Below are 20,250 nucleotides of genomic sequence, written 5' to 3'. Positions count from 1 at the left end.
GGAGGTAGACAACGTGCCCAACCTCAGCAACATGAACGTGTCGCTGCGCCAGCTGCGCGCGTTCATCGCCGTGGCGCAGGAGCGCCACTTCACCCGCGCGGCCGAGAAGCTGGACCTGTCGCAGTCGTCGGTCAGCGCGCTGATCCACGAGCTGGAAGGCAACCTCGGCCTGAAGCTGTTCGACCGCCACACGCGCCAGCTGCACATCACGCAGGCGGGCGCAGAGCTGCTGCCGCTGGTGAAAAAGGCGGTGGCCGACATCGACAGCGTGATCGAGAATTCCAGCGAGCTGCGCACGCTGGGGCGCGGGCGCGTGTCGATCTCGGCGTCGTCGATCCAGGCGGCGCTGATGCTGCCGCGCGTGATCCGCGAGTTCTGCGTGAGCCATCCCGGCGTGAAGGTGGAACTGCACGATGTGTCAGAGCATGAGGTGACCAAGATGGTCAGCTCGGGCGAGGTGGACTTCGGCATCGGCACCATCCCCGAGGGCCAGCCCGACCTGAGCGCGCACCGGCTGATGTCCGATCCCTTCGTGATCGTGATGCCGGCTCACCATCCGCTGCGCCGGCGCAAGACGCTGCGCTGGGAAGACGTGGCCGGCCTGCCCGTGATCGGCCCGCACAAGGGCAACCCGATCCGCGATTGCCTGGACACCGCGCTGGCCGCGCGCGGCATTGCGTTGCAGCGAGTGCACGAGGTGTTCCTGCCGCTGACCATGGTGGGCATGGTGGATGCCGGGCTGGGCATCGCGGTGATGAGCGCGGCGGTCACGCGGCTGACTGCCGCGCTGGGGCTGGCCACGGTGATGCCGACCGATCCGGTGATCCACCGCGAGATCTCGCTGCTGGTGCACGCGGACCGGTCGCTGTCGCCGCCGGCCCAGGCTTTCCGCGACCTGCTGATGCGTTACCGCGCCAAGCTGGCCGACACCGGCTGACTATGTCATGCCGGCTCCTTCGCCAGCCCGTGGGCCTCGGGGACCGGCGAGCGGGCGTTGAACAGCAGGTTCAGCAGCACCGCGGTCAGCGTGCCGAGCAGGATGCCGTTCTGGCAGAACTTGGCCAGCAGCTCCGGCATCTGCGCGAAGAACTTGTCCGACACCAGCGGGATCATGCCCAGCGCCACGCTGACGGCGACGATATAGGCGTTCTTCTTGTTCTCGACAAAGTCCACATGGCCGAGGATGCGCACGCCCGTGGCGGCCACCATGCCGAACATCACCAGCGCCGCGCCGCCCAGCACATATTGCGGGATCGATGCTGCAAAGAAGGCCAGCTTGGGCAGGCAGCCCAGCACGATCAGGATGCCGCCGGCGGTGGCGCAGACCCAGCGGCTGCGCACGCCGGTGACCTGCACCAGCCCCACGTTCTGCGCGTACGAGGTATAGGTGAAGGTGTTGAACACCGCGCCCACCAGCGCCCCCACGCCGTCGGCGCGCAGGCCGCGCGCAAGGTCGTCGCAGCCCACCGGGCGGCCCACGATCTCGCCCAGCGCCAGGAACTGGCCCACGCCCTCGATCATGATCACGATCATCACCACGCACAGCGTGAGCGCGGTCATGGCGTCGAAGGTGGGCCAGCCGAAGTGGAAGGGCGTGATGAGCTCCACCCAGTGCGCGTTATGCAGGCCGTCGAAGTTGACCTTGCCCAGCGACAGCGCGATCACGAAACCGACAGCAATGCCGATCAGCACCGCCACGTTGCACAGGAAACCCCGGGCAAAGGCCACCAGCGCCAGCACCGTGCACAGCACCGCGGTGGCGATGGCGATGTTTACCGGCAGGCCGAAGTTGGGATTGGGCACGGGACCGGCCGCCGTGTTGAGGGTGGGGTTGCCGCCCGCCGCCCAGTTGATGCCCACGCGCATCAGCGAGATGCCGATCACCAGCACCACGGTGCCGGTCACCACCGGCGGGAACCAGCGCACCATCTTGCCGACATAGGGCGCGGCAAAGTAGGTGAAGATCCCCGCCACCATCACCGCGCCGAACACGGCCGGCAGGCCCAGCGACGGATTGGAGCCGGTGGCGATGATCGGCGCGATCGCGGTGAAGGTGACGCCCATCATCACCGGCAGGCGGATGCCGACCTTCCAGATGCCGATGCTCTGGATCATCGTCACCAGGCCGCAGCAGAACAGATCGGCGGCGATCAGGAAGGCCACCTGGTCCTTGGGCAGCTTGAGGGCGCCGCCGATGATCATCGGCACGGCAATGGCGCCGGCGTACATCACCAGCACGTGCTGCAGGCCCAGGGCCAGCAGGCGGGGCGGGGGCAGGACCTCGTCGACGGGATGCACGGGGGCATTCCCTTGCGTAGGCAGGGTGGGGTTCATGCTGTCTCCTTTGGTCGGTATCACGCCGGTCGCGCATTGCGCTCACGTGTCGCCAAGGTCGTCGCCGGCAGTTTCCTGTCCGGGATGGTCATTGCCATCCTCTCGTGCGATGCCCGCGCCTGTCCTGTCTTACAGATCCAGCATGACAGCGGCTGCGGGAAGGTACAACGTTCGTGGCGGATTTATCGATCGGGTAAGACGATGAATCCGCGGTTTTCAGCGGGTTATCCCTTACGGCACGCGGGAGCCCGCACAATCGAGCCGCGCCAGAAGTGCAGCGGCGCGCTCCATCGCGGCAGGGTCGATGCGCGCACGCATACCGTCGAAGGCAGGCCCGCGCGTGGCGTCCAGCCCCATGCGTGAGGTGGTGCCCACGCCCGATGCCGAGGGGTCGAGCGCGCTGCCAGGCAGGCCGTCGACCACCACCACGTCCAGGTGCGGTTGCAGGTGCGTGGCCATCGCCCACAGCACTTCCTCGTCGCGGGTGATGTCGACGTCCTCATCCACCGCCACCACCGTCTTCAGGTACGGGTCCCAGCCAAGCAGGCCCAGCATTACCTGGCGCGCCTCGCCGGGGCGGCTCTGGCGCAGCGCCACGTAGGCGTGGAAGTGTGTGCCGGAACTGGGGTAGTGCACCGCGGTGACGCCGGGGAAGCGCTCCCTGAGTTTCTCCACCATCTCGGATTCGCGTGGGATGCGGCCCAGGTTCAGGTGCTCGGCCGAGTTGCCGCCGACCACGTCGACCAGCCACGCGTCCGCGCGGCGCATCACGCTTTCCACGCGCAGCAGGTTATTGGTCGAGCGGTCCGACGAGTAGCCGGTGAATTCGCCGAACGGGCCTTCCTCGACCCGCGCCTCGGGATCGATCACGCCTTCAAGCACGATCTCGGCATGCGCCGGCACCAGGATGCCGTGGCGCGGCGTGCGTACCACTTCCAGCGGCGCGCCGAACAGGCCGCCGGCCACATGGCGCTCGTCCACGCCGAACGGCAGCCGCGCGGCGCCGGCCAGCATGAACAACGGGTGCGCGCCGATGACCATTGCCACCGGCAGCGGCCGGCCCAGTTCGGCGGCGCGCTGCTGCATGCGCCACAGGTGCCCGCGCGAATGCAGGCTGGTGGCGATCTCGGTGGGCGAATGCAGCATCGAGCGGTGGTAGCTGGCATTGCCGATGCCGCTGTCGGGATCCTCCGCGATCAGGATCGCGTTGGTGATGTAGGGGCCGCGGTCCGTGGCGAAATGCTTGATCGCCGGAATCGTGCGCAGGTCGATGTGTTGCGTTTCGACCTGGCCGGTGACGGCGCCGCTATCCAGCACGCGCGGCGCCACCATGCGGCGGCTGCGGGCCTGGTATTCGGCATGGATGCCGGCGGGCGGCACGCCGCCCAGCATGCGGCCGACGCGCTCGCGCGAGGCAAAGAGATTGGTCGCCAGCGACGTGCCCAGGCCTTCGACATGGTCGAACAACAGCGCCGGGTGGCGGCCCTGCGCGGCCAGCGCCCAGACCAGCGCGGTCGGGTCCTGGTCGGCGCCGACCGGCTCGCGGATATGCAGTACGTCTTCGGGAAAGGCCTCGCGGTAGGCGGCCAGGAACTGGTGGAAGTCCTGCGAGGTGTCGTGGAAAGGCTGGGGCGCCGCCGCCGTCGAGGCAAAGGGCGCTGAAGGTGAGTTCATGATCGGCTCCTGTGGTCAGGGTTGGCCAGGGCGAAGGCTGCCCCGGCGGCCGGAAATGCGCCCGGCCGCCGTGCCGTGCCTGCCTGCCGAACTGCTACCGGCTAGCGGGTGCTGGCGTAGGTATCCTTCAGCCGCGCCAGCGCTTCTTCCTGCGTCTTTGGCGGCGCCGTGGTCTCGATGCCGACCAGCCGGGCGATGTTGTTGCCCATGTAGTCCTCCAGCCCGTCCTCATCCAGGTCCATGCCCTGCGGCGCGGGGCCGCACAGCATCTCCAGCTCGCGCAGCCACATGCCGGGCTCGTTGGGCGGGGTGTCGGTGCCGAACACGATCTTGTCGCGCGGCAGCTGGCGCGCGAACTCGACGATGCGCGACTGGAAGCACCAGCCCGATTCGCAGTACACGTTGGGCGTGTCCATCGCCATCCAGAACGCCTCGAACGAGTAGTTGCCGCCGGTCTGGATGCCGAAATGCCCGATGATGAAATTGACCATGGGGAATTCGCGGATGATCGGGTAGAACATCGTCGGGATCGTGTACGGGCCGTCGCCGGTGTGGATCAGCACCACCACGTTGTACTTGGCGCAGACCTTCATCGCCGGGCGCAGCCAGTCGAGCGCACGGTCGGGGCGGTAGCCGTGCATGTTGGCATGCAGCTTCAGCATCTTGAAGCCGTACTCCTTGACGTGGAATTCCAGCTCCTGCGCGCCTTCTTCCGGGCCCCAGCGCGGGTTGAAGGTGAAGTTGCCAATGAAGCGGTCGGGGTACTTCTGGCAGAGCTCCGCGATATAGGCCATGTAGTCGCGGATGCCTTCGCGCCCGCGGCGGTTGCCGTCGCGGTAGCCGGTGTTGCCCGGCGGCGGCTGGATAAAGCCCATGTCGATGCGGCGCGGCTTGCCGTTGATCATGTAGGGGCCGTCCATCATCTTGAGCATGCGCTCGCCGTTGAAGGGCTCGCCGGTGTGGCGCCAGGCTTCGTCGACGAGATTGGTCGGGTGCAGATGGGTATCGATAATCATGTTGTGTGCTCCGGAGTCCGTTGTCGTTGGCGCGCGGGCGCTGGCCTTACGCGGCCAGGCGCGCTTTCGCTTCTTCGAGCGTGCGCGGGACCGGGGTCGGCTCCAGGCCGATCATCCGGGCGACGTTGTTGCCGAGGTAGTTCTCCAGCGTGTCTTCATCCAGGTTCAGGCCCTGGGGCGGCTCGAAGCACAGCACTTCCAGCAGGCGCAGCCACATGCCGGGCTCGTTGGGCGGGGTGTCGGAACCGAACAGGATCTTGTGCTTCGGCAACACCTTGGCGAACTCGACGATGCGCGACTGCAGGCACCAGCCCGATTCGCAATACACGTTGGGCATGTCCATGGCCATCTGGAACGGCTCGAAGCAATACACGCCGCCGGTCTGCACGCCGAAGTGGGCCATGATGAAGTTCACCGTAGGGAACTCCTTCATCATCGGCACCCATTCGGTCGGGATGCTGTAGGGGCCGTCGCCGGTATGCAGCTTGACCAGCACGCCCAGCTCGGCGCACTTCTGCAGCGCCGGGCGCAGCCAGTCGAGGGCGCGGTCCGGGCGGTAGGCATGCATGTTGGCCTGGAACTGGACCATCTTGAAGCCCAGCTTCCTGACGTAGTGTTCCATGGCGTTGACGCCGTTCTCCACCCCGCAGCGCGGGTTGTAGACGAAGCAGCCGATAAAGCGTTCCGGGTACTTCTTCACCATCTCCGCGGTGTAGGCCATGTACGCGTCGATGGACTCGCTGCCCGACTTCACGCCGTCGGTGTAGGTGTAGATGGTGTTGCCCTGCGGAGGCTGGATAAAGGCTTTGTCGATGCGGCGCGGCTTGCCGTTGATGGTGAACGGGCCGTCCATCATCCGGATCAGGCGCTCGCCGGTGAACGGGTCGCCGTCGTGGCGCCAGGCCAGGTCCACCAGGTTGGTCGGATAACAGCTGGTGTCGATGATCATGGGAGATCCCCTAACAATGACTAGGTTGGACACGCATGCGGCGGGCATGCGCGAACAACGCCGCGGGGCCGGCCTTGCATGCTGCTATCGGGAGTCTTTGTCAGGGGAGCTGTAGGACCACTGCGCCACCGACGAACCACTCCGTCAGTGAGCAATCTCCAGTTGAACCTCGCGGCATTGCACCGCTGCTGTCCAATCGACCGCTTCTACCCACGCGCTCTTTATACATAGCGCCTGAGCGTTGCGTCAAGCGCATCATGTGTTGCGCCGCACGAACAGCGGGCGCACGTGCATTCCAACCATGGTACGAATCCGCTACATTGCATTAACCGCGGTGGCAGGTCCGCCGGCGCGGGGCAGGGAGAACTCGGGCCGATGGCTTTGAACGGGGTTTATCACGGGGAAGGGGGGAAACATGCACGGCAACTATGCGGTGATGGCGGGGGCCATGCTGTCTGTTGCGTTGTCAATGGCGCTGGGCGGCTGCGGCGGGGATGGGGGCGAGACGGAGATGGCGTCGCCGGCCGCAGCAACGGCAATGGAAGCCACAAAGTACGGCACCACGGCTACCACCGTCACCAGCACAACCACGCGCTGGATGCCCGCGATCACCGACACCTGGCAGATCCAGCTCACCGGCAAGCTCAATACCAGCTACCCGGTCGTGATGTACGACTTCGACCTGTTCGACACGCCGCAGGCCACCATCGACGCGCTGCACGCCAAGGGCCAGCGCGTGGTCTGCTATTTCTCGGCCGGCAGCGCGGAAGACTGGCGTCCGGACTACAGCCAGTTCACCGCGAGCGATCTGGGCAGCCCGCTGTCGGGCTGGGCCGGCGAGCGCTGGGTGGATACGCGCTCGGCCAACGTGCGCCGGATCATGCAGGCGCGCATGGACCTGGCCGTGTCCAAGCGCTGCGATGGCGTGGATGCGGACAATGTCGACGGCTATACCAACAGCACGGGTCTGCCGCTGACGGCCGACACGCAGCTGGACTACAACCGCTTCCTGGCGACCGAGGCGCATGCGCGCGGCCTTGCCATCGGCCTGAAAAACGATATCGACCAGGTCGGGCAGCTGGCGGCGGACTTTGATTTCGCCGTCAACGAGCAGTGTTTCCAGTACCAGGAGTGCGGCGCCTATTCGGCGTTCACCGGCCAGGGCAAGGCGGTCTTCAACATCGAGTACAAGTCGAGGTACAAGACCGTGTCCCAGCGCAATGCGCTGTGTGCCGCGGCCAGGGCAGCGAACCTGCGCACGCTGGTGATGCCGGCCAACCTGGACGGCAGCTCGCGCTACGCCTGCGACTGAGTAATTGCCGGGGCGGGGGCGGCCGCCGTCCCCGCCTTGTCCAGTTCGCGCCACGCCAGCCACAGGCGGGTGTCGAATTCCAGCTGGTGGTAGCGCGGCTCCATGTGTTCGCAGAGCCGGTAGAAGGCCTTGTCGTGATCGCTCTGCTTCAGGTGGGCGAGCTCATGCACGACGATCATGCGCAGGAATTCCGGCGGCGCTTCCTTGAACAGCGAGGCCACGCGGATTTCCTTCTTGGCCTTGAGCTTGCCGCCCTGCACGCGCGAGATCGCGGTGTGCAGGCCCAGCGCACGCTGGGCTGAATCGAGGCGCGCATCGAAGCCGACCTTGTGCAGCGGCGGCGCGCTGCGCAGGTATTCCTGCTTGATGTCCGTGGTGTATTCGTACAGCGCGCGGTCGGTCTGCACGGTATGGCGCCCGGGGTAGCGCCGGGCGAGATGGTCCCCGAGCCGGCCGGCGGCGATCAGCTCGCGCACCTGCTCCAGCACGCCGGGCGGGTAGCCGCCCAGGAAGCGCATCGGGTCCTTGCCGGCGGGGCGCCAGGTTTCACTCACGGCAGTGGCCTGCTCAGTGGTGGTGATGGTGGTGCATCCAGCTGTTGTCCAGCGAGTTGACGAAGGACTCGACCGCGTCCTTGTCGCCGGTGGCGTGGCGCATCATCTCGCCGCACTTGCAGAAGCCCTGGTATGGGGTGATGTGCGAGCAGGCCGACGTCTTCTGCAGGTACAGCGTGACGGGTTTGGTGCACTTCTTGCACTTGAACTTCAGGGTCAGGGCGGGTCTGCTCATGGCGATGGCTCGGGAAATCGGCAAAAATCGAACCTGTCATTGTACCGGCCAGGGCGGAATCGAGCAGGAGCGCCTCAGCGCGCCGCGCCTGCCTGATACACTCCCGCCATTCCCGAACAACCCTCCAACACGCACCCATGGCACAGTACGTTTTCACCATGAACCGCGTGGGCAAGATCGTCCCGCCCAAGCGTCACATCCTGAAGGACATCTCGCTGTCGTTCTTCCCCGGCGCCAAGATCGGCGTGCTCGGCCTGAACGGCTCGGGCAAGTCCACGGTACTCAAGATCATGGCCGGCCTCGACAAGGAAATCGAGGGCGAAGCCACGCCGATGCCGAACCTGAACATCGGCTACCTGCCGCAGGAACCGCAGCTCAACCCCGAGCAGACCGTGCGCGAGTCGGTGGAAGAGGCCCTGGGTGGCGTGTTCGAAGCGCGCAAGAAGCTCGACGAGATCTACGCGGCCTATGCCGAGCCGGACGCCGACTTCGACGCGCTGGCCGCCGACCAGGCCAAGTACGAAGCCATCCTGGCCGCCAGCGACGGCAACAACGTCGAGCTGCAGCTGGAAATCGCCGCCGACGCGCTGCGCCTGCCGCCGTGGGACGCCAAGATCGAGCATCTTTCCGGCGGTGAAAAGCGCCGAGTGGCGCTGTGCCGCCTGCTGCTGTCGCGCCCCGACATGCTGCTGCTGGATGAGCCGACCAACCACCTGGACGCGGAGTCGGTGGAATGGCTGGAGCAATTCCTGACGCGCTTCCCGGGCACCGTGGTGGCCGTGACCCACGACCGCTACTTCCTGGACAACGCCGCCGAGTGGATCCTGGAACTGGACCGCGGCCAGGGTATCCCCTGGAAGGGCAACTACAGCTCGTGGCTGGACCAGAAGGAAGCGCGCCTGAAGCAGGAAGAGGCCAGCGAGTCGGCCCGCCAGAAGGCGCTGCACAAGGAACTGGAGTGGGTGCGCCAGAACCCCAAGGGCCGCCAGGCCAAGTCCAAGGCGCGTCTGGCCCGCTTTGACGAGCTCAACAGCCAGGACTACCAGAAGCGCAACGAAACCCAGGAAATCTTCATCCCCGTGGGTGAGCGCCTGGGCAACGAAGTGATCGAGTTCGACGGCGTGAGCAAGGGCTATGGCGACCGCCTGCTGATCGACAACCTCAGCTTCAAGGTGCCGCCGGGCGCGATCGTCGGCATCATCGGCCCCAACGGCGCCGGCAAGTCGACCTTCTTCAAGATGCTGACGGGCAAGGAACAGCCAGACAGCGGCGAGATCAAGATCGGGCCGACCGTGAAGATGGCCTTCGTCGACCAGAGCCGCGACGCGCTGGACGGCACCAAGACCGTGTTCGAAGAGATCTCGGGCGGCTCCGACATCCTGACGGTGGGCCGGTACGAAACGCCGTCGCGCGCCTATATCGGCCGCTTCAACTTCAAGGGCGGCGACCAGCAGAAGCAGGTCGGCACGCTCTCGGGCGGTGAACGCGGCCGCCTGCACATGGCCAAGACCCTGATCGCCGGCGGCAATGTGCTGCTGCTGGACGAACCGTCCAACGACCTCGACGTGGAAACGCTGCGGGCGCTGGAAGACGCGCTGCTTGAGTTCGCGGGCTGCGTGATGGTGATCTCCCACGATCGCTGGTTCCTGGACCGGATTGCTACCCACATCCTGGCGTTCGAGGGCGACTCGCATGTGGAGTTCTTCCCGGGCAACTACCAGGAGTACGAGGCGGACAAGAAGCGCCGGCTGGGTGAGGAAGGGGCCAAGCCCAAGCGGATTCGGTATAAGCCGATTGCGCGGTGATTGGCTGCTGAGTGAGGTTGGCCAGGCGACGCTGCTGACGAAGTAGAGGGCAGGAGTCTCCACGAAGTTAGGCGCAACGATGCTTGCCAAGCGCCGGCCCTCTCCCCCTGCCCCTCTCCCGCAAGCGGGAGAGGGGAGCAAACATGAAGCGGGTTACCTCATCGGTTTCCGTACGTTGACGAAATCCAAAATCGCCGAGCTAAGGCGGAACAAGAAACGCATCTCTGACTTGGCTCGAAAGGCATTCAGCTCGATGAACCTGAAGGGCAAGTAAGACCCATACGCCCCGAGCGCCGCCTGCGGTGAGTATCCGCGCAAAAATCAAAAGCCCCGACTCAAAATGAGCGGGGCTTTTTGCTGCGCCATGCCTGCGGCCTTTCTTCGGCCTTCCACGGCAATTTCCTAGCCCGCTTTCACCAACCTCACCCGCGTAATCTCCGACGGCGCCCCGAACCGCTTCGGCGGCCCCCAATACCCGGTGCCACGGCTGATATAAACCCACAGCGAACCATGCCGCACCAGTCCGGCGGTGTAGGGCTGCTGCATCGGCACGAACAGGTTCCACGGCCAGAACTGGCCGCCGTGGGTATGGCCGGACAACTGCAGGTCGAAACCGGCCTCCGCCGCGGCGGAGGCCGTGCGTGGCTGGTGGGCCAGCAGCACGCGCGCGCCGGCGTGTGCCGGGGCGCCGGCGATGGCGCGGTGCGGGTCGCTGCGGTGGCTTTCGTGGAAGCGGCCGGCGGAGTAGTCGGTCACGCCGGCCAGCACCAGCGCGCCGCCGTCGTGCTGCAGCACCACGTGTTCGTTCATCAGCACGCGCACGCCCAGGCGGCGCAGCTCAATGATCCACGGGTCCGCGCCAGAGTAGTACTCATGGTTGCCGGTGACGAAGTAGGTACCATGGCGCGCCTGCAGCCGGGCCAGCGGCCCGGTGTGGGCGGACAGCTCGCGCACGGTGCCGTCGACCAGGTCGCCGGTGATGGCGACGGCGTCGGCCTGCAGGCTGTTGACGCGGTCGACGATGCGGTCGAGGTAGGGCCGCTTGATGGTGGGCCCGACATGGATGTCGCTGATCTGGGCGATGGTGAAACCGTGCAGGGCGTCAGGCAGGCCGGGCACGGGCACGTCGACTTCGACCACGCGCGCCAGCCGGCGGGCATTGAGATAGCCCGCCAGCGTGACCAGCAGCGCCAGCAGCGGCACCGCCACGGCACTGCCCGCGGACAGGCCGGGCGCCTGCCAGCCCAGCAGTTGCCCGGCCAGCCAGGCCGCCGCCAGCGCCACGTCGCGTACCAGCGTCAGCACCAGCAGGGATGAGAAGAATCCCATCGCCAGCATGCCGATCCAGGAAACCAGGTCCGACCACGGCTGGCTGATGCGCCGCGCCAGCAGCCCGGCCGGCAGCAGGGCGCAGGAGAGGGCCAGCCAGGCGACGGCCAATGCCTTGACCGCCATCGGCACCGGCATCGCCGGCAGCAGGCGCAGCCCGATATAGCCGTGCAGCAGGGCTGTCAGGAGGGCGGCGGTCAGGATGGTGGTGCGTGGAGGCATGGGGGCGGGGGCAGGGTGGAGTCTTGGAAGATGAGGCCGGGGCGTGCCGCCTTCAAGGGGGCGGGGCGGTGGCGTCAGGCCAAGCAAGATGCACACCCGCCTCGCCTGGGCGCGTCGCAATGGCGCATTGCGGCTTGACATGGCGGCCCGCCGCCACGAGGTCGATGCCACGCATGCTTCATGCCCCCGGCTGATCTGTCTTTTTTCTGGCAGATCCTGAATGTTTTCGAATCAGATTGTTCGCCTTTGCGGCCTAATTTAGATTCGCGGGATGGGCCGCCTGTTGTGCAGCATCGTGCCCGCGGTGCCGGCCCGCCGGCGCAGGCGGCTTTCTCCCGGAGAAACTGATGTCTTTTCGCCTGAAGCAGACCAGCGCCCTGATCGCCGCGGCCTGGCTTGCACTCGCCCCAGTCAGCCCGCAGGCCGCCACGCCGTCCAGGCCAACCGCGGCTGCCCTGAGCTGGCCGCGCAATTTTGACGCCGCCACCGATCATGTGGAGCTGTACCAGCCCCAGATCGAGACCTGGGACGGCAACCGGCTGTCCGGGCGCGCGGCGGTGGCGGTGGGCGAGAAGTCGGGTTCGCCGACCTACGGCGTGGTGCATTTCTCGGCCACCGGCGATATCGACAAGCCCTCCGGGCTGGTGCAGCTGACCCGGATCACGGTGGAAAGCGTCGAAGTCCCGACCCGGCCCGACGCCGCTGACCGGGTGCGCCAGGCCCTGGTGTCGCGCCTGCCGGCCAACGGGCTGACGGTGCCGCTGGACCAGCTGCAGGCCAGCTACGCGGTATCGCAGCAACTGGCCAGGGCTGGCCGCGTGGCGGTGCGCAATGACGCGCCCCAGATCCTTTTTGCCACCACGCCGACGCTGCTGGTGCCGGTCGACGGCGAGCCGTCCTGGCGCGCCGTGCCGGGCACGCAGTACGAACGGGCGATGAACAGCCGCGCGCTGCTGCTGCGCGAATCCGGCGGCGAGCTGCACCTGAAGGCGGCCGGCTACTGGTATCGCTCCGAATCGGCCGGCGGCGCCTGGGAAGTGATGACGACCGTGCCCAAGGCGCTGGAGAGCGCTGCCACCAAGGCGGCGGGCGGCATGAAGCCCGATACGATGCTGCCGGCCGACGGCAAGCGGCCGGCCAAGGCGCCGGCGATCCTCTTTGCCACGCAGCCGACCGAGCTGGTCATTACCAGCGGTGCGCCACAGATGACGCCGGTCAGCGGTGTCAGCCTGCTGACGATGTCCAACGCCGACCACGCGGTCTTTGTCGATCCGGCCGCCAACCAGTATTACGTGCTGGTCTCGGGCCGCTGGTTTCGCGCGCCGATGCTGACCGGACCGTGGGAGTACGTGCCCGGCAGCCAGCTGCCGGCGGACTTCGCCAAGATCCCGGCCACCGACCCCAAGGCCAATGTGCTGGTGTCGGTGCCTGGCACGCCGCAGGCACGCGACGCCGAGATCGCCGCGACCATCCCGCAGACCGCCACGGTGTCGCGCAGCAAGGCCAGCGTGACGGTGGCGTATGACGGCGCGCCGCGCTTCACGCCGATCACCGGCACTTCGCTCAGCTACGCGGTCAACAGCGGCACGCCGGTGATCGAGGTGGACAGCAGCCACTACTACGCGGTCGCCAACGGCGTCTGGTTCACCGCGCCGGCACCGTCCGGTCCGTGGCATGTGGCCACCGAGGTGCCGTCGGCGATCTACACCATCCCGCCGACTTCGCCGGTGTACTACGTGACCTACGTGCGCATCTACTCGGTCACGCCGGAGACGGTGGTGGTGGGCTATACCCCCGGCTATATGGGCGTGGTGGTCAGCGCCGACGGCACGGTCGTGTACGGCACCGGCTATGTCTATCCGCCCTATGTGGGTGCGGTCTACTACGGCTACCCGGCCACCTATGGCTATGGCGCCGGCTTTGGCATCGGCATGGCCGAGGGCTTTGCCTTCGGCTTCGCCGCCGGCGCGTTCTGGGGGGCGGCGTCGCCGTACTGGGGCCCTTATTGGTGGGGCGGCGCGTACAACTGGAACTACGTCAACGTGAACCAGGCCAATTTCTACGGACGCTGGGGCCAGGGCACCGTGACCCACGCCCAGGGCTGGAATGCCTGGACCGGCACCGAATGGCGCGGCACCGCCGGCGCCGGCTACAACCCGGCCACCGGGGCGCGCTACCAGGGCAGCCGCGGTGCGGCGTTCAATCCCTATTCCGGCAACTATGCGGCGGGCCGCCAGGGCTCGTTCGCCAATCCGTCGACCGGGCGCGAGGCCGCGGCGCGCGGCGGCGTGGCCGGCAACACCTACACCGGCAACTATGCCGCCGGCCGCCAGGCGGCGGGCTACAACGCGCAGACCGGCCGCGTCGGCGCGGCCGAGGCGGGCATTGCCGGCAATACGCAGACCGGCCAGCACACCGCCGGCAGCCGTGGCTTTGTCGCCAATCCGGACAAGAACAATGCGGTGGTGTGGAACAACGGCAACGTGTATGCCGGCCACGACGGCTCGGTGTACCAGCACACCGACAACGGCTGGCAGAAGCACACCGCCAGTGGTTGGGAGCCGGCGCAGCCCAACAACGACACGACCGCCAGGCTGGAGCAGCAGCGCCAGGCGCGCGAAACCGGCCAGCAGCGCTTCCAGGGCACGGCCCAGCAGTGGCAGGGGCGCGGCTTCGGCGGCGGCTTTGGTGGCCGTGCCGGGGGTTTGCGCGGCGGCGGGTTCCATGGCGGGTTCCGCCGCTGACACGGTGCACTCGAAAGCAGTAAAGACGCCCACAAAAGAATTGAATTGGCGCTTGCCGAGCCGGGCCTTACCCTGCCGGAGAAGACGCGAGCGCGGCCGCTGGTACGGCGCGACGGAACGTTGCCAGCCCCCCGGCGTGCGCGCGCAGAGATCGCATGCATAACTATGGCGGGAGAGGGATCTGTGAACACTGCTTTCTACTGGCGCGGCGCGCTCTGGCTTGCCTGCGCAATGACGCTGGCAGCCTGCGGCAAGGACAAACCGGCAGCGCAGGCGCCGCCTGCGGCGGAAGTCAGCGTGATCACCGTGGCGCTGCGCGACGTGCCCATCGTCTATGACTTTGTCGGCCAGACGCAGAGTTCGCAGCAGGTGGAAATCCGTGCCCGGGTGAGTGGCTTCCTGGACAAGCGTGTCTACACCGAAGGCGCCCTGGTCAAGGCCGGAGAGACCCTGTTCCTGATGGATCCCAAGCCGTTCCAGGCCACCCTGCAGGCCGCCGAGGCGGAACTGGCGCAGCAGCAGGCGCGCCTGACCACGGCCCAGGCCGACCTCAAGCGCGTGCGCCCGCTGGCCGAGCGCAACGCCCTGAGCCAGCGCGACCTGGATGACGCCACCGGCAAGGCCCACGCCGCCGCCGCCGCCGTGGAGGCGGCACGCGCCAATGTGATCAGCGCCAGACTAAACCTGGGCTATACGACGATCAAGTCACCCGTGGCGGGGCTGTCAAGCTTTGCCAAGCGGCAGGCGGGCTCATACATCGATCCCAGCAACAGCCTGCTGACCTACGTGGCCAAGCTGGATCCCATGTGGGTCAACTTCAGCCTGTCAGAGAATGAAGTCCTGAAGATGCAGGGCGAGCGGGCGTCAGGCGCCATCAAGTACCCGGAACAGGACGCATTCGATATCGTGGTGGTAATGGCGGACGGCCGGGAGTTCCCGAACCACGGGCGGATCGCCTTTGCGGATGCGTCGTTCAATGCGGAAACCGGCACCTACCTGGTCCGTGCCGAGGTGGCCAACCCGGAAGGCACATTGCGGCCCGGCCAGTTCGTGCGGGTGAAGGTGCATGGCGCGATGCGCACGAAGGCCATCGCGGTGCCGCAGGAGGCGATTGTCCAGACCCAGCGCGGCCAGATGGTCTGGATCGTCGGGCCCGACAACAAGGCGCAGCAGCGGGTGGTGGACGTGGGCGAGTGGACCGGCAACAACTGGGTGGTGCGGTCCGGGCTGAAGCCCGGCGAGCGCGTCGCCGTGAGCGGCACGCTGCGCCTGGCGCCGGGGGCGCCCGTCAAGGCGATGCAGGCCGGGCCGGGCGTTGCGCACGCCGCGGCCAGCGGCGCGCCGGCCGCGCCTGCTGCGCCTGCTGCGCCTGCTGCGCCTGCTGCGCCTGCTGCGCCGGCGTCGGGGGCAGCGGCAGCGGCGGGAGGCAAGCCATGAAGCTTGCCCATTTTTTCATTGACCGGCCCATCTTTGCGTCGGTCGTCTCCATCATCATCACCGTGGGCGGGCTGGTGGCGCTGACCAAGCTGCCGATCGCCCAGTTCCCGGACATCACGCCACCGTCGATCACCGTCACCACGAAGTACCCCGGCGCCAGCGCGGAGGTGGTCGCGCAGAACGTGGCCGCGCCGATCGAGCAGCAGGTCAACGGCGCGGACCGGATGATGTACATGAACTCGACGAGTTCCTCGACGGGTGACCTGACGCTGACCACATACTTCGAGATCGGCACCGATCCGGAACTGGCGCAGGTGGACGTGCAGAACCGCGTCAACCTGGCGCTGCCAACGCTGCCCGAAGCGGTGACGGCGCAGGGCGTGTCGGTGCAGAAGCGCTCGTCGGCGTTCATGATGGTGATCGCCATCTTCTCGCCGGACAACAGCTACGACCAGACCTTTGTCGGCAACTACGCCAACATCTACGTGCTGGACGCACTCAAGCGCATTCCCGGCGCCAACCAGTCTTCCATCTTCGGCAGCCCGGACTACGCCATGCGCGTCTGGCTGAAGCCGGACCGCATGGCGTCGCTCGGCATCACCACCGAGGACGTGAAGAACGCGGTCGCCAACCAGAACCAGCAGTTTTCGGCCGGACGCATCGGGCAGTCACCCACGGCCGGCCCGGTCCAGCAGACCTTCCCGATCGCGACCAAGGGCCGCATGACCGAGCCCGCCGAGTTCGACAACATGATCTTGCGCGCGCAGTCCGGCGACGCGGCGCTGGTGCGTCTCAAGGATATCGGGCACGCGGAGCTCGGCTCCAAGGATTATTCGCTGCGCAGCCGCTACAAGGGCAAGACCGCCACGCTGATGGCGGTCTACCAGCAGCCAGGCGCTAACGCACTGGACGTGTCGAAGCAGGTGCGCGCCTCGCTGGCTGAACTGAAGAAGAGCTTCCCGCCCGGGCTGGAGTATGAAATCGCACTGGACACGACCAACTTCGTGCAGGAGTCGATCGACGAGGTGGTGCATACGCTGCGCGATGCTGTGATCCTGGTGATCCTGGTCGTGTACCTGTTCCTGCAAAGCTTTCGCGCCACCCTGGTGCCGATCCTGGCCGTGCCGGTGTCGATCATCGGCGCCTTTGTCGGCATGAGCGCGTTCGGCTTCTCGGTGAACATGCTGACCTTGTTCGGCATGGTGCTGGCGATCGGCATCGTGGTGGACGACGCCATCGTGGTGATAGAGAACGTCGAGCGCAACATGGTCGAGTTCAAGCTGCCACCCAAGGAGGCCGCCAAGAAGGCGATGGACGAGGTCAGCGGACCCGTGGTCGCCATTGTGCTGGTGCTGCTGGCCGTGTTCATCCCGGTGGCCTTCCTGTCGGGTATTACGGGGCAGCTCTATAAGCAGTTTGCGGTCACGATCGCGGTGTCGGTGGTGCTGTCGGGCGTGGTGGCGCTGACGCTGTCGCCGGCGATGGCGGCCATCCTGCTCAAGCCTGGCGAGCACAAGAAGAACCGCTTCTTCACCTGGTTCAACAATTCGTTCGACCGGCTGGTGGGCGGCTATGACAAGTCGCTGCAGGTTGTCATCAAGCGCACCGTGATGTCGATCGCCATCATCATCGCGATGGTGGCGGTCAGTGTGCTGATGTTCATGCGCATTCCGGGTTCGTTCCTGCCGGTGGAGGACCAGGGCTACCTGTTCGGTGCCGTGGTGATGCCGGATGCCGCCAGCCTTGACCGCACCGGCAATCTGTCAGCGCGGGCCGAAGCGTGGCTGGCCAGGCAGCCCGGCGTATCCTCGGTGGCGACGGTGGATGGCTACAGCCTGATCGATTCCCAGAACAAGGCCAATGCGGGCACGCTGTTCATCACGCTCAAGGGCTTTGGCGAGCGCGGCCCGGGCGAGAGCGCGGAGGACCTGATCCTCAAGGCCAAGAAGGAGTTCTCCACCTACCAGGACGGCGTGGCCATTCCCATCAATCCGCCTTCCATCCCGGGCTTGGGTACTACCGGCGGCTTCGAGTTCTGGCTGCAAAGCACGGCGGACGGCACCTACCAGCAGCTCGAGGAGAAGGTGCACCAGTTCATTGCCAAGGCGCACCAGCGGCCGGAGCTGACCGGCGTGAACTCCACCATCAATTCCCGCTCGCGCCAGTTCCTGGTGGAGGTCGACCGCGAGCGCTCCGAAACGCAGGGCGTGCCGGTGGAGTCGGTGTACTCCGCGCTGCAGACCATGTTCGGTTCGCTGTACGTGAGCCAGTTCCCGAAGAACAGCCGGCTCTTCCAGGTGATCCTGCAGGCCGAGCCGAAGTACCGCTCGCGGCCCGAGGACCTGGACAACGTCTACGTGCGCAACAGCAAGGGTGAGATGGTGCCGATCAAGGCGGTGACCACCACCAAATACATCCCTGGGGCCGATATCGTCACGCGCTTCAACAACTTCCCAGCGGCCAAGATCATGGGCGACGCCGCACCCGGCTACAGCTCGGGGCAGGCGATCGCGGCGATGGAGGAAATCGCGCAGGAGGTGCTCGGGCCGGGGTATGCATACGCATGGAGCGGGCAGGCCTACGAGGAGAAGACCGCGGGCTCCACGGCCGTGTACGTCTTCGCTTTTGCCTTGCTGATGGTGTTCCTGATCCTGGCGGCGCAGTACGAGAAATGGTCCTTGCCGCTCGGGGTACTGCTGGCCGTGCCGTTCGCGCTGTTTGGCGCACTGCTGGCCATCCTGATGCGCGGCATGCTGAACGACGTCTATTTCCAGATCGGCCTGACCGTGCTGATCGCGCTGGCGGCCAAGAACGCCATCCTGATCTTCGAGTTCGCGGTGGAAATGCGGGAGAAGGAAGGGCTCAGCGCCTATGATGCGGCCATTCACGCCGCCAAGCTGCGCCTGCGGCCGATCATCATGACCTCGCTGGCATTCATCCTGGGCTGCGTGCCGCTGGCCATCGCGAGCGGCGCCTCGGCGGCGAGCCGGCAATCGCTGGGCACGGGCGTGATCGGCGGCATGCTGGGGGCCACAGTGATCGCGTTGTTCTTCATCCCGATGTTCTTCTGGGGGCTGGAGGTCATGGCCGAGCGCAAGCCCAAGTCGAAGGCCGATGCCACGCCGACCGCGCCACCCACCACGCCGACAGCGGGAGAGCCATCATGAGCGCGTGCCGCAAGCTGGCCGCGGCCTGCCTGGCGGTGGCGCTCGGCGGCTGCGCCATCGGCCCTAACTACCAGCGGCCGCAGACGCCCGATCCGGCGCAGTACCGTATCGACACCGGCGTGCTGTCGATCGCCGCGGACAGTGCCTGGTGGGACAGCTTTGGCGATCCGGTGCTGAACGGGCTGGTGGAGACCGCACTGCACAACAGCTACGACGTGCGCATCGCCGCGGCACGGATCGACGAGTTCCGCGGCCAGCTGATGGTGGCGCGCTCGGGTTTCTTCCCGCAGGTTAACCTGTCGGCGTCAGCCGCGCGGCAGCGCCTGGGCACCTTCAACGGCACGCCGTTCGCGGCGCTGGACGGGCCGCGCAATTCTTACCAGCTGCTTGCCAATGCCAGCTGGGAGATCGACCTGTGGGGCCGCATCCGCCGCCAGGCCGAGGCCGCCGAGGCCAGCCTGTGGAATGCCGAATACGCCCGCCGCGGCGTGGTGCTGTCGCTGGCGGCGTCGGTGGTGCAGGGGTATGCCACGCTGCGCGGGCTGGACGCGCAGCTGGAGATCGCGCAGCAGACGTTGAAGTCGCGCGGGGACGGGCTGGATATCTTCCGGCAACGCTATGAGGGCGGGGTGATCTCGCAGGTGGAGCTGTCACAGGCGGAAGACGACTTCTATGCCACGGAAGCGTCCATCCCGCCGATACGCACCGCCATCATGCAGACTGAAAACGCGTTGTCGGTGCTGCTGGGCCGGGCGCCCGGACCGATCGAACGCGGCAAGCCCGTCAACGAGCTGCAGCCACCGCCCGTGGGGGCTGACCTGCCGGCGGCGCTGCTGTCGCGCCGGCCCGATGTGCTGCAGGCCGAGCAAGTCGTCATTGCCGCCAATGCGCAGCTCGGTGCGGCGCAGGCGCTGTACCTGCCGGCGGTCAACCTGAGCGGCCTGTTCGGCGCCATCGCCAGCACACCGGCCGGGCTGTGGCACAGCGCCTCGCAGGTGTGGGGGTTCGGCGCGGGCCTGACCCAGCCGATCTTCCAGGGCGGCGCCATCCGCGGCCAGGTGCAGACCGCCTCGGCGCAGCGCGAGCAGGCCATGCTGGCCTACCAGGGCACCGTGCTGGCGGCGCTGGCCGACGTCAACAACGCGCTGTCCAACGGCCTCGAGACCCGCAACCGCCTGGTCAGCCTGCGCCAGCAGGAGAAGAGCCTGGTGGTCTATGCCGACCAGTCGAGCGCGCGCTACGAGGGCGGCTATTCCAGTTACCTCGAGGTCACCACGGCGCAGGAGAAGCTGTTCAACGCGCAGCTGGCGGCGGTGCAGGGGCAGGTGGATGTGCTGACCGGCACCGCGGCGCTGTACAAGTCGCTGGGCGGCGGCTGGCCGTCGGTGCCGCAGGATGTGCGCGAGGCAGGCATGCAGGGAGATGCGAAGGTCCTGAGACGGTAGCAGGGGAGGCCGGCGCGTTGCCAGCCG

At 66.9% G+C, this 20,250-nt stretch carries 14 protein-coding genes; 7 read left to right on the top strand and 7 right to left on the bottom strand.

Annotated elements, in window-relative coordinates; translation table 11 throughout:
- Positions 1-31 precede the first annotated feature (31 nt).
- Positions 32-937, top strand: a complete 906-nt coding sequence (locus A3A5_RS0128485) for a LysR family transcriptional regulator (RefSeq protein ID WP_018313871.1) — start codon at positions 32-34, stop codon at positions 935-937.
- A gap of 5 nt (positions 938-942) precedes the next feature.
- Here A3A5_RS0128485 and A3A5_RS0128480 read toward each other — a convergent pair whose 3' ends face one another.
- The 4 genes from A3A5_RS0128480 to A3A5_RS0128465 all read right to left on the bottom strand — a co-directional run bounded on the left by A3A5_RS0128480 (position 943) and on the right by A3A5_RS0128465 (position 5,973).
- On the bottom strand, positions 943-2,334 hold the full coding sequence (locus tag A3A5_RS0128480) for a nucleobase:cation symporter-2 family protein (RefSeq protein WP_018313870.1): 1,392 nt from the start codon (positions 2,332-2,334) through the stop codon (positions 943-945).
- 231 nt (positions 2,335-2,565) lie between these two features.
- Positions 2,566-4,008, bottom strand: a complete 1,443-nt coding sequence (locus A3A5_RS0128475) for a UbiD family decarboxylase (protein WP_018313869.1) — start codon at positions 4,006-4,008, stop codon at positions 2,566-2,568.
- 101 nt (positions 4,009-4,109) lie between these two features.
- Positions 4,110-5,024, bottom strand: a complete 915-nt coding sequence (locus A3A5_RS0128470; RefSeq protein ID WP_018313868.1) for an amidohydrolase family protein — start codon at positions 5,022-5,024, stop codon at positions 4,110-4,112.
- A gap of 46 nt (positions 5,025-5,070) precedes the next feature.
- A complete protein-coding gene (locus A3A5_RS0128465; protein WP_018313867.1) occupies positions 5,071-5,973 on the bottom strand; it encodes an amidohydrolase family protein in 903 nt (300 codons plus the stop codon).
- Between the two features lie 415 nt (positions 5,974-6,388).
- On the opposite strand from A3A5_RS0128465, the gene A3A5_RS0128460 reads away from it, so the two are divergent.
- Positions 6,389-7,285 (top strand): endo alpha-1,4 polygalactosaminidase, encoded by an 897-nt coding sequence (locus A3A5_RS0128460; RefSeq protein ID WP_018313866.1) that lies wholly within the window; start codon positions 6,389-6,391, stop codon positions 7,283-7,285.
- Here A3A5_RS0128460 and A3A5_RS0128455 read toward each other — a convergent pair.
- On the bottom strand, positions 7,270-7,803 hold the full coding sequence (locus A3A5_RS0128455) for a M48 family metallopeptidase (RefSeq protein WP_018313865.1): 534 nt from the start codon (positions 7,801-7,803) through the stop codon (positions 7,270-7,272). The genes A3A5_RS0128460 and A3A5_RS0128455 overlap by 16 nt on opposite strands.
- Positions 7,804-7,852: 49 nt before the next feature.
- Positions 7,853-8,074, bottom strand: a complete 222-nt coding sequence (locus tag A3A5_RS0128450; protein WP_018313864.1) for a hypothetical protein — start codon at positions 8,072-8,074, stop codon at positions 7,853-7,855.
- Positions 8,075-8,211: 137 nt separating this feature from the next.
- Here A3A5_RS0128450 and ettA point away from each other — a divergent pair, with 137 nt between their 5' ends.
- Positions 8,212-9,879 carry an energy-dependent translational throttle protein EttA gene (ettA, locus tag A3A5_RS0128445; protein ID WP_018313863.1) on the top strand — a complete coding sequence of 556 codons (1,668 nt, stop codon included), beginning with the start codon at positions 8,212-8,214 and terminating at the stop codon, positions 9,877-9,879.
- A 402-nt stretch (positions 9,880-10,281) separates the two neighbouring features.
- Here ettA and A3A5_RS0128435 read toward each other — a convergent pair whose 3' ends face one another.
- A complete protein-coding gene (locus A3A5_RS0128435) occupies positions 10,282-11,430 on the bottom strand; it encodes a metallophosphoesterase (protein ID WP_018313861.1) in 1,149 nt (382 codons plus the stop codon).
- A gap of 347 nt (positions 11,431-11,777) precedes the next feature.
- On the opposite strand from A3A5_RS0128435, the gene A3A5_RS0128430 reads away from it, so the two are divergent.
- From A3A5_RS0128430 to A3A5_RS0128415, 4 genes are all read left to right on the top strand, one after another.
- Positions 11,778-14,174: a carbohydrate-binding protein gene (locus A3A5_RS0128430; RefSeq protein ID WP_018313860.1), complete on the top strand. Its 2,397-nt coding sequence runs from the start codon at positions 11,778-11,780 to the stop codon at positions 14,172-14,174.
- Between the two features lie 165 nt (positions 14,175-14,339).
- Positions 14,340-15,611, top strand: a complete 1,272-nt coding sequence (locus A3A5_RS0128425) for an efflux RND transporter periplasmic adaptor subunit (RefSeq protein WP_198293180.1) — start codon at positions 14,340-14,342, stop codon at positions 15,609-15,611.
- Complete coding sequence (locus tag A3A5_RS0128420) at positions 15,608-18,778, top strand: efflux RND transporter permease subunit (RefSeq protein ID WP_018313858.1); 3,171 nt, start codon at positions 15,608-15,610, stop codon at positions 18,776-18,778. Before A3A5_RS0128425 ends, A3A5_RS0128420 begins: the two co-directional genes overlap by 4 nt.
- A complete protein-coding gene (locus tag A3A5_RS0128415; RefSeq protein WP_018313857.1) occupies positions 18,775-20,223 on the top strand; it encodes an efflux transporter outer membrane subunit in 1,449 nt (482 codons plus the stop codon). Before A3A5_RS0128420 ends, A3A5_RS0128415 begins: the two co-directional genes overlap by 4 nt.
- The last annotated feature ends 27 nt before the right edge of the window (positions 20,224-20,250 follow it).

The organism is Cupriavidus sp. UYPR2.512 (assembly GCF_000379565.1).
Taxonomy (GTDB): Bacteria; Pseudomonadota; Gammaproteobacteria; order Burkholderiales; family Burkholderiaceae; genus Cupriavidus.
Note: the sequence above shows the minus strand (reverse complement) of the source record. Positions and strands in the feature narration are given on the sequence as shown.

Bases quoted from the DNA above. Each gene is read 5' to 3' on its own strand.
- A3A5_RS0128485 (WP_018313871.1), top strand. From the start codon at position 32: ATGAACGTGTCGCTGCGCCAGCTGCGCGCGTTCATCGCCGTGGCGCAG.
- A3A5_RS0128480 (WP_018313870.1), bottom strand. From the start codon at position 2,334: ATGAACCCCACCCTGCCTACGCAAGGGAATGCCCCCGTGCATCCCGTC.
- A3A5_RS0128475 (WP_018313869.1), bottom strand. From the start codon at position 4,008: ATGAACTCACCTTCAGCGCCCTTTGCCTCGACGGCGGCGGCGCCCCAG.
- A3A5_RS0128470 (WP_018313868.1), bottom strand. From the start codon at position 5,024: ATGATTATCGATACCCATCTGCACCCGACCAATCTCGTCGACGAAGCC.
- A3A5_RS0128465 (WP_018313867.1), bottom strand. From the start codon at position 5,973: ATGATCATCGACACCAGCTGTTATCCGACCAACCTGGTGGACCTGGCC.
- A3A5_RS0128460 (WP_018313866.1), top strand. From the start codon at position 6,389: ATGCACGGCAACTATGCGGTGATGGCGGGGGCCATGCTGTCTGTTGCG.
- A3A5_RS0128455 (WP_018313865.1), bottom strand. From the start codon at position 7,803: ATGCGCTTCCTGGGCGGCTACCCGCCCGGCGTGCTGGAGCAGGTGCGC.
- A3A5_RS0128450 (WP_018313864.1), bottom strand. From the start codon at position 8,074: ATGAGCAGACCCGCCCTGACCCTGAAGTTCAAGTGCAAGAAGTGCACC.
- ettA (WP_018313863.1), top strand. From the start codon at position 8,212: ATGGCACAGTACGTTTTCACCATGAACCGCGTGGGCAAGATCGTCCCG.
- A3A5_RS0128435 (WP_018313861.1), bottom strand. From the start codon at position 11,430: ATGCCTCCACGCACCACCATCCTGACCGCCGCCCTCCTGACAGCCCTG.
- A3A5_RS0128430 (WP_018313860.1), top strand. From the start codon at position 11,778: ATGTCTTTTCGCCTGAAGCAGACCAGCGCCCTGATCGCCGCGGCCTGG.
- A3A5_RS0128425 (WP_198293180.1), top strand. From the start codon at position 14,340: ATGGCGGGAGAGGGATCTGTGAACACTGCTTTCTACTGGCGCGGCGCG.
- A3A5_RS0128420 (WP_018313858.1), top strand. From the start codon at position 15,608: ATGAAGCTTGCCCATTTTTTCATTGACCGGCCCATCTTTGCGTCGGTC.
- A3A5_RS0128415 (WP_018313857.1), top strand. From the start codon at position 18,775: ATGAGCGCGTGCCGCAAGCTGGCCGCGGCCTGCCTGGCGGTGGCGCTC.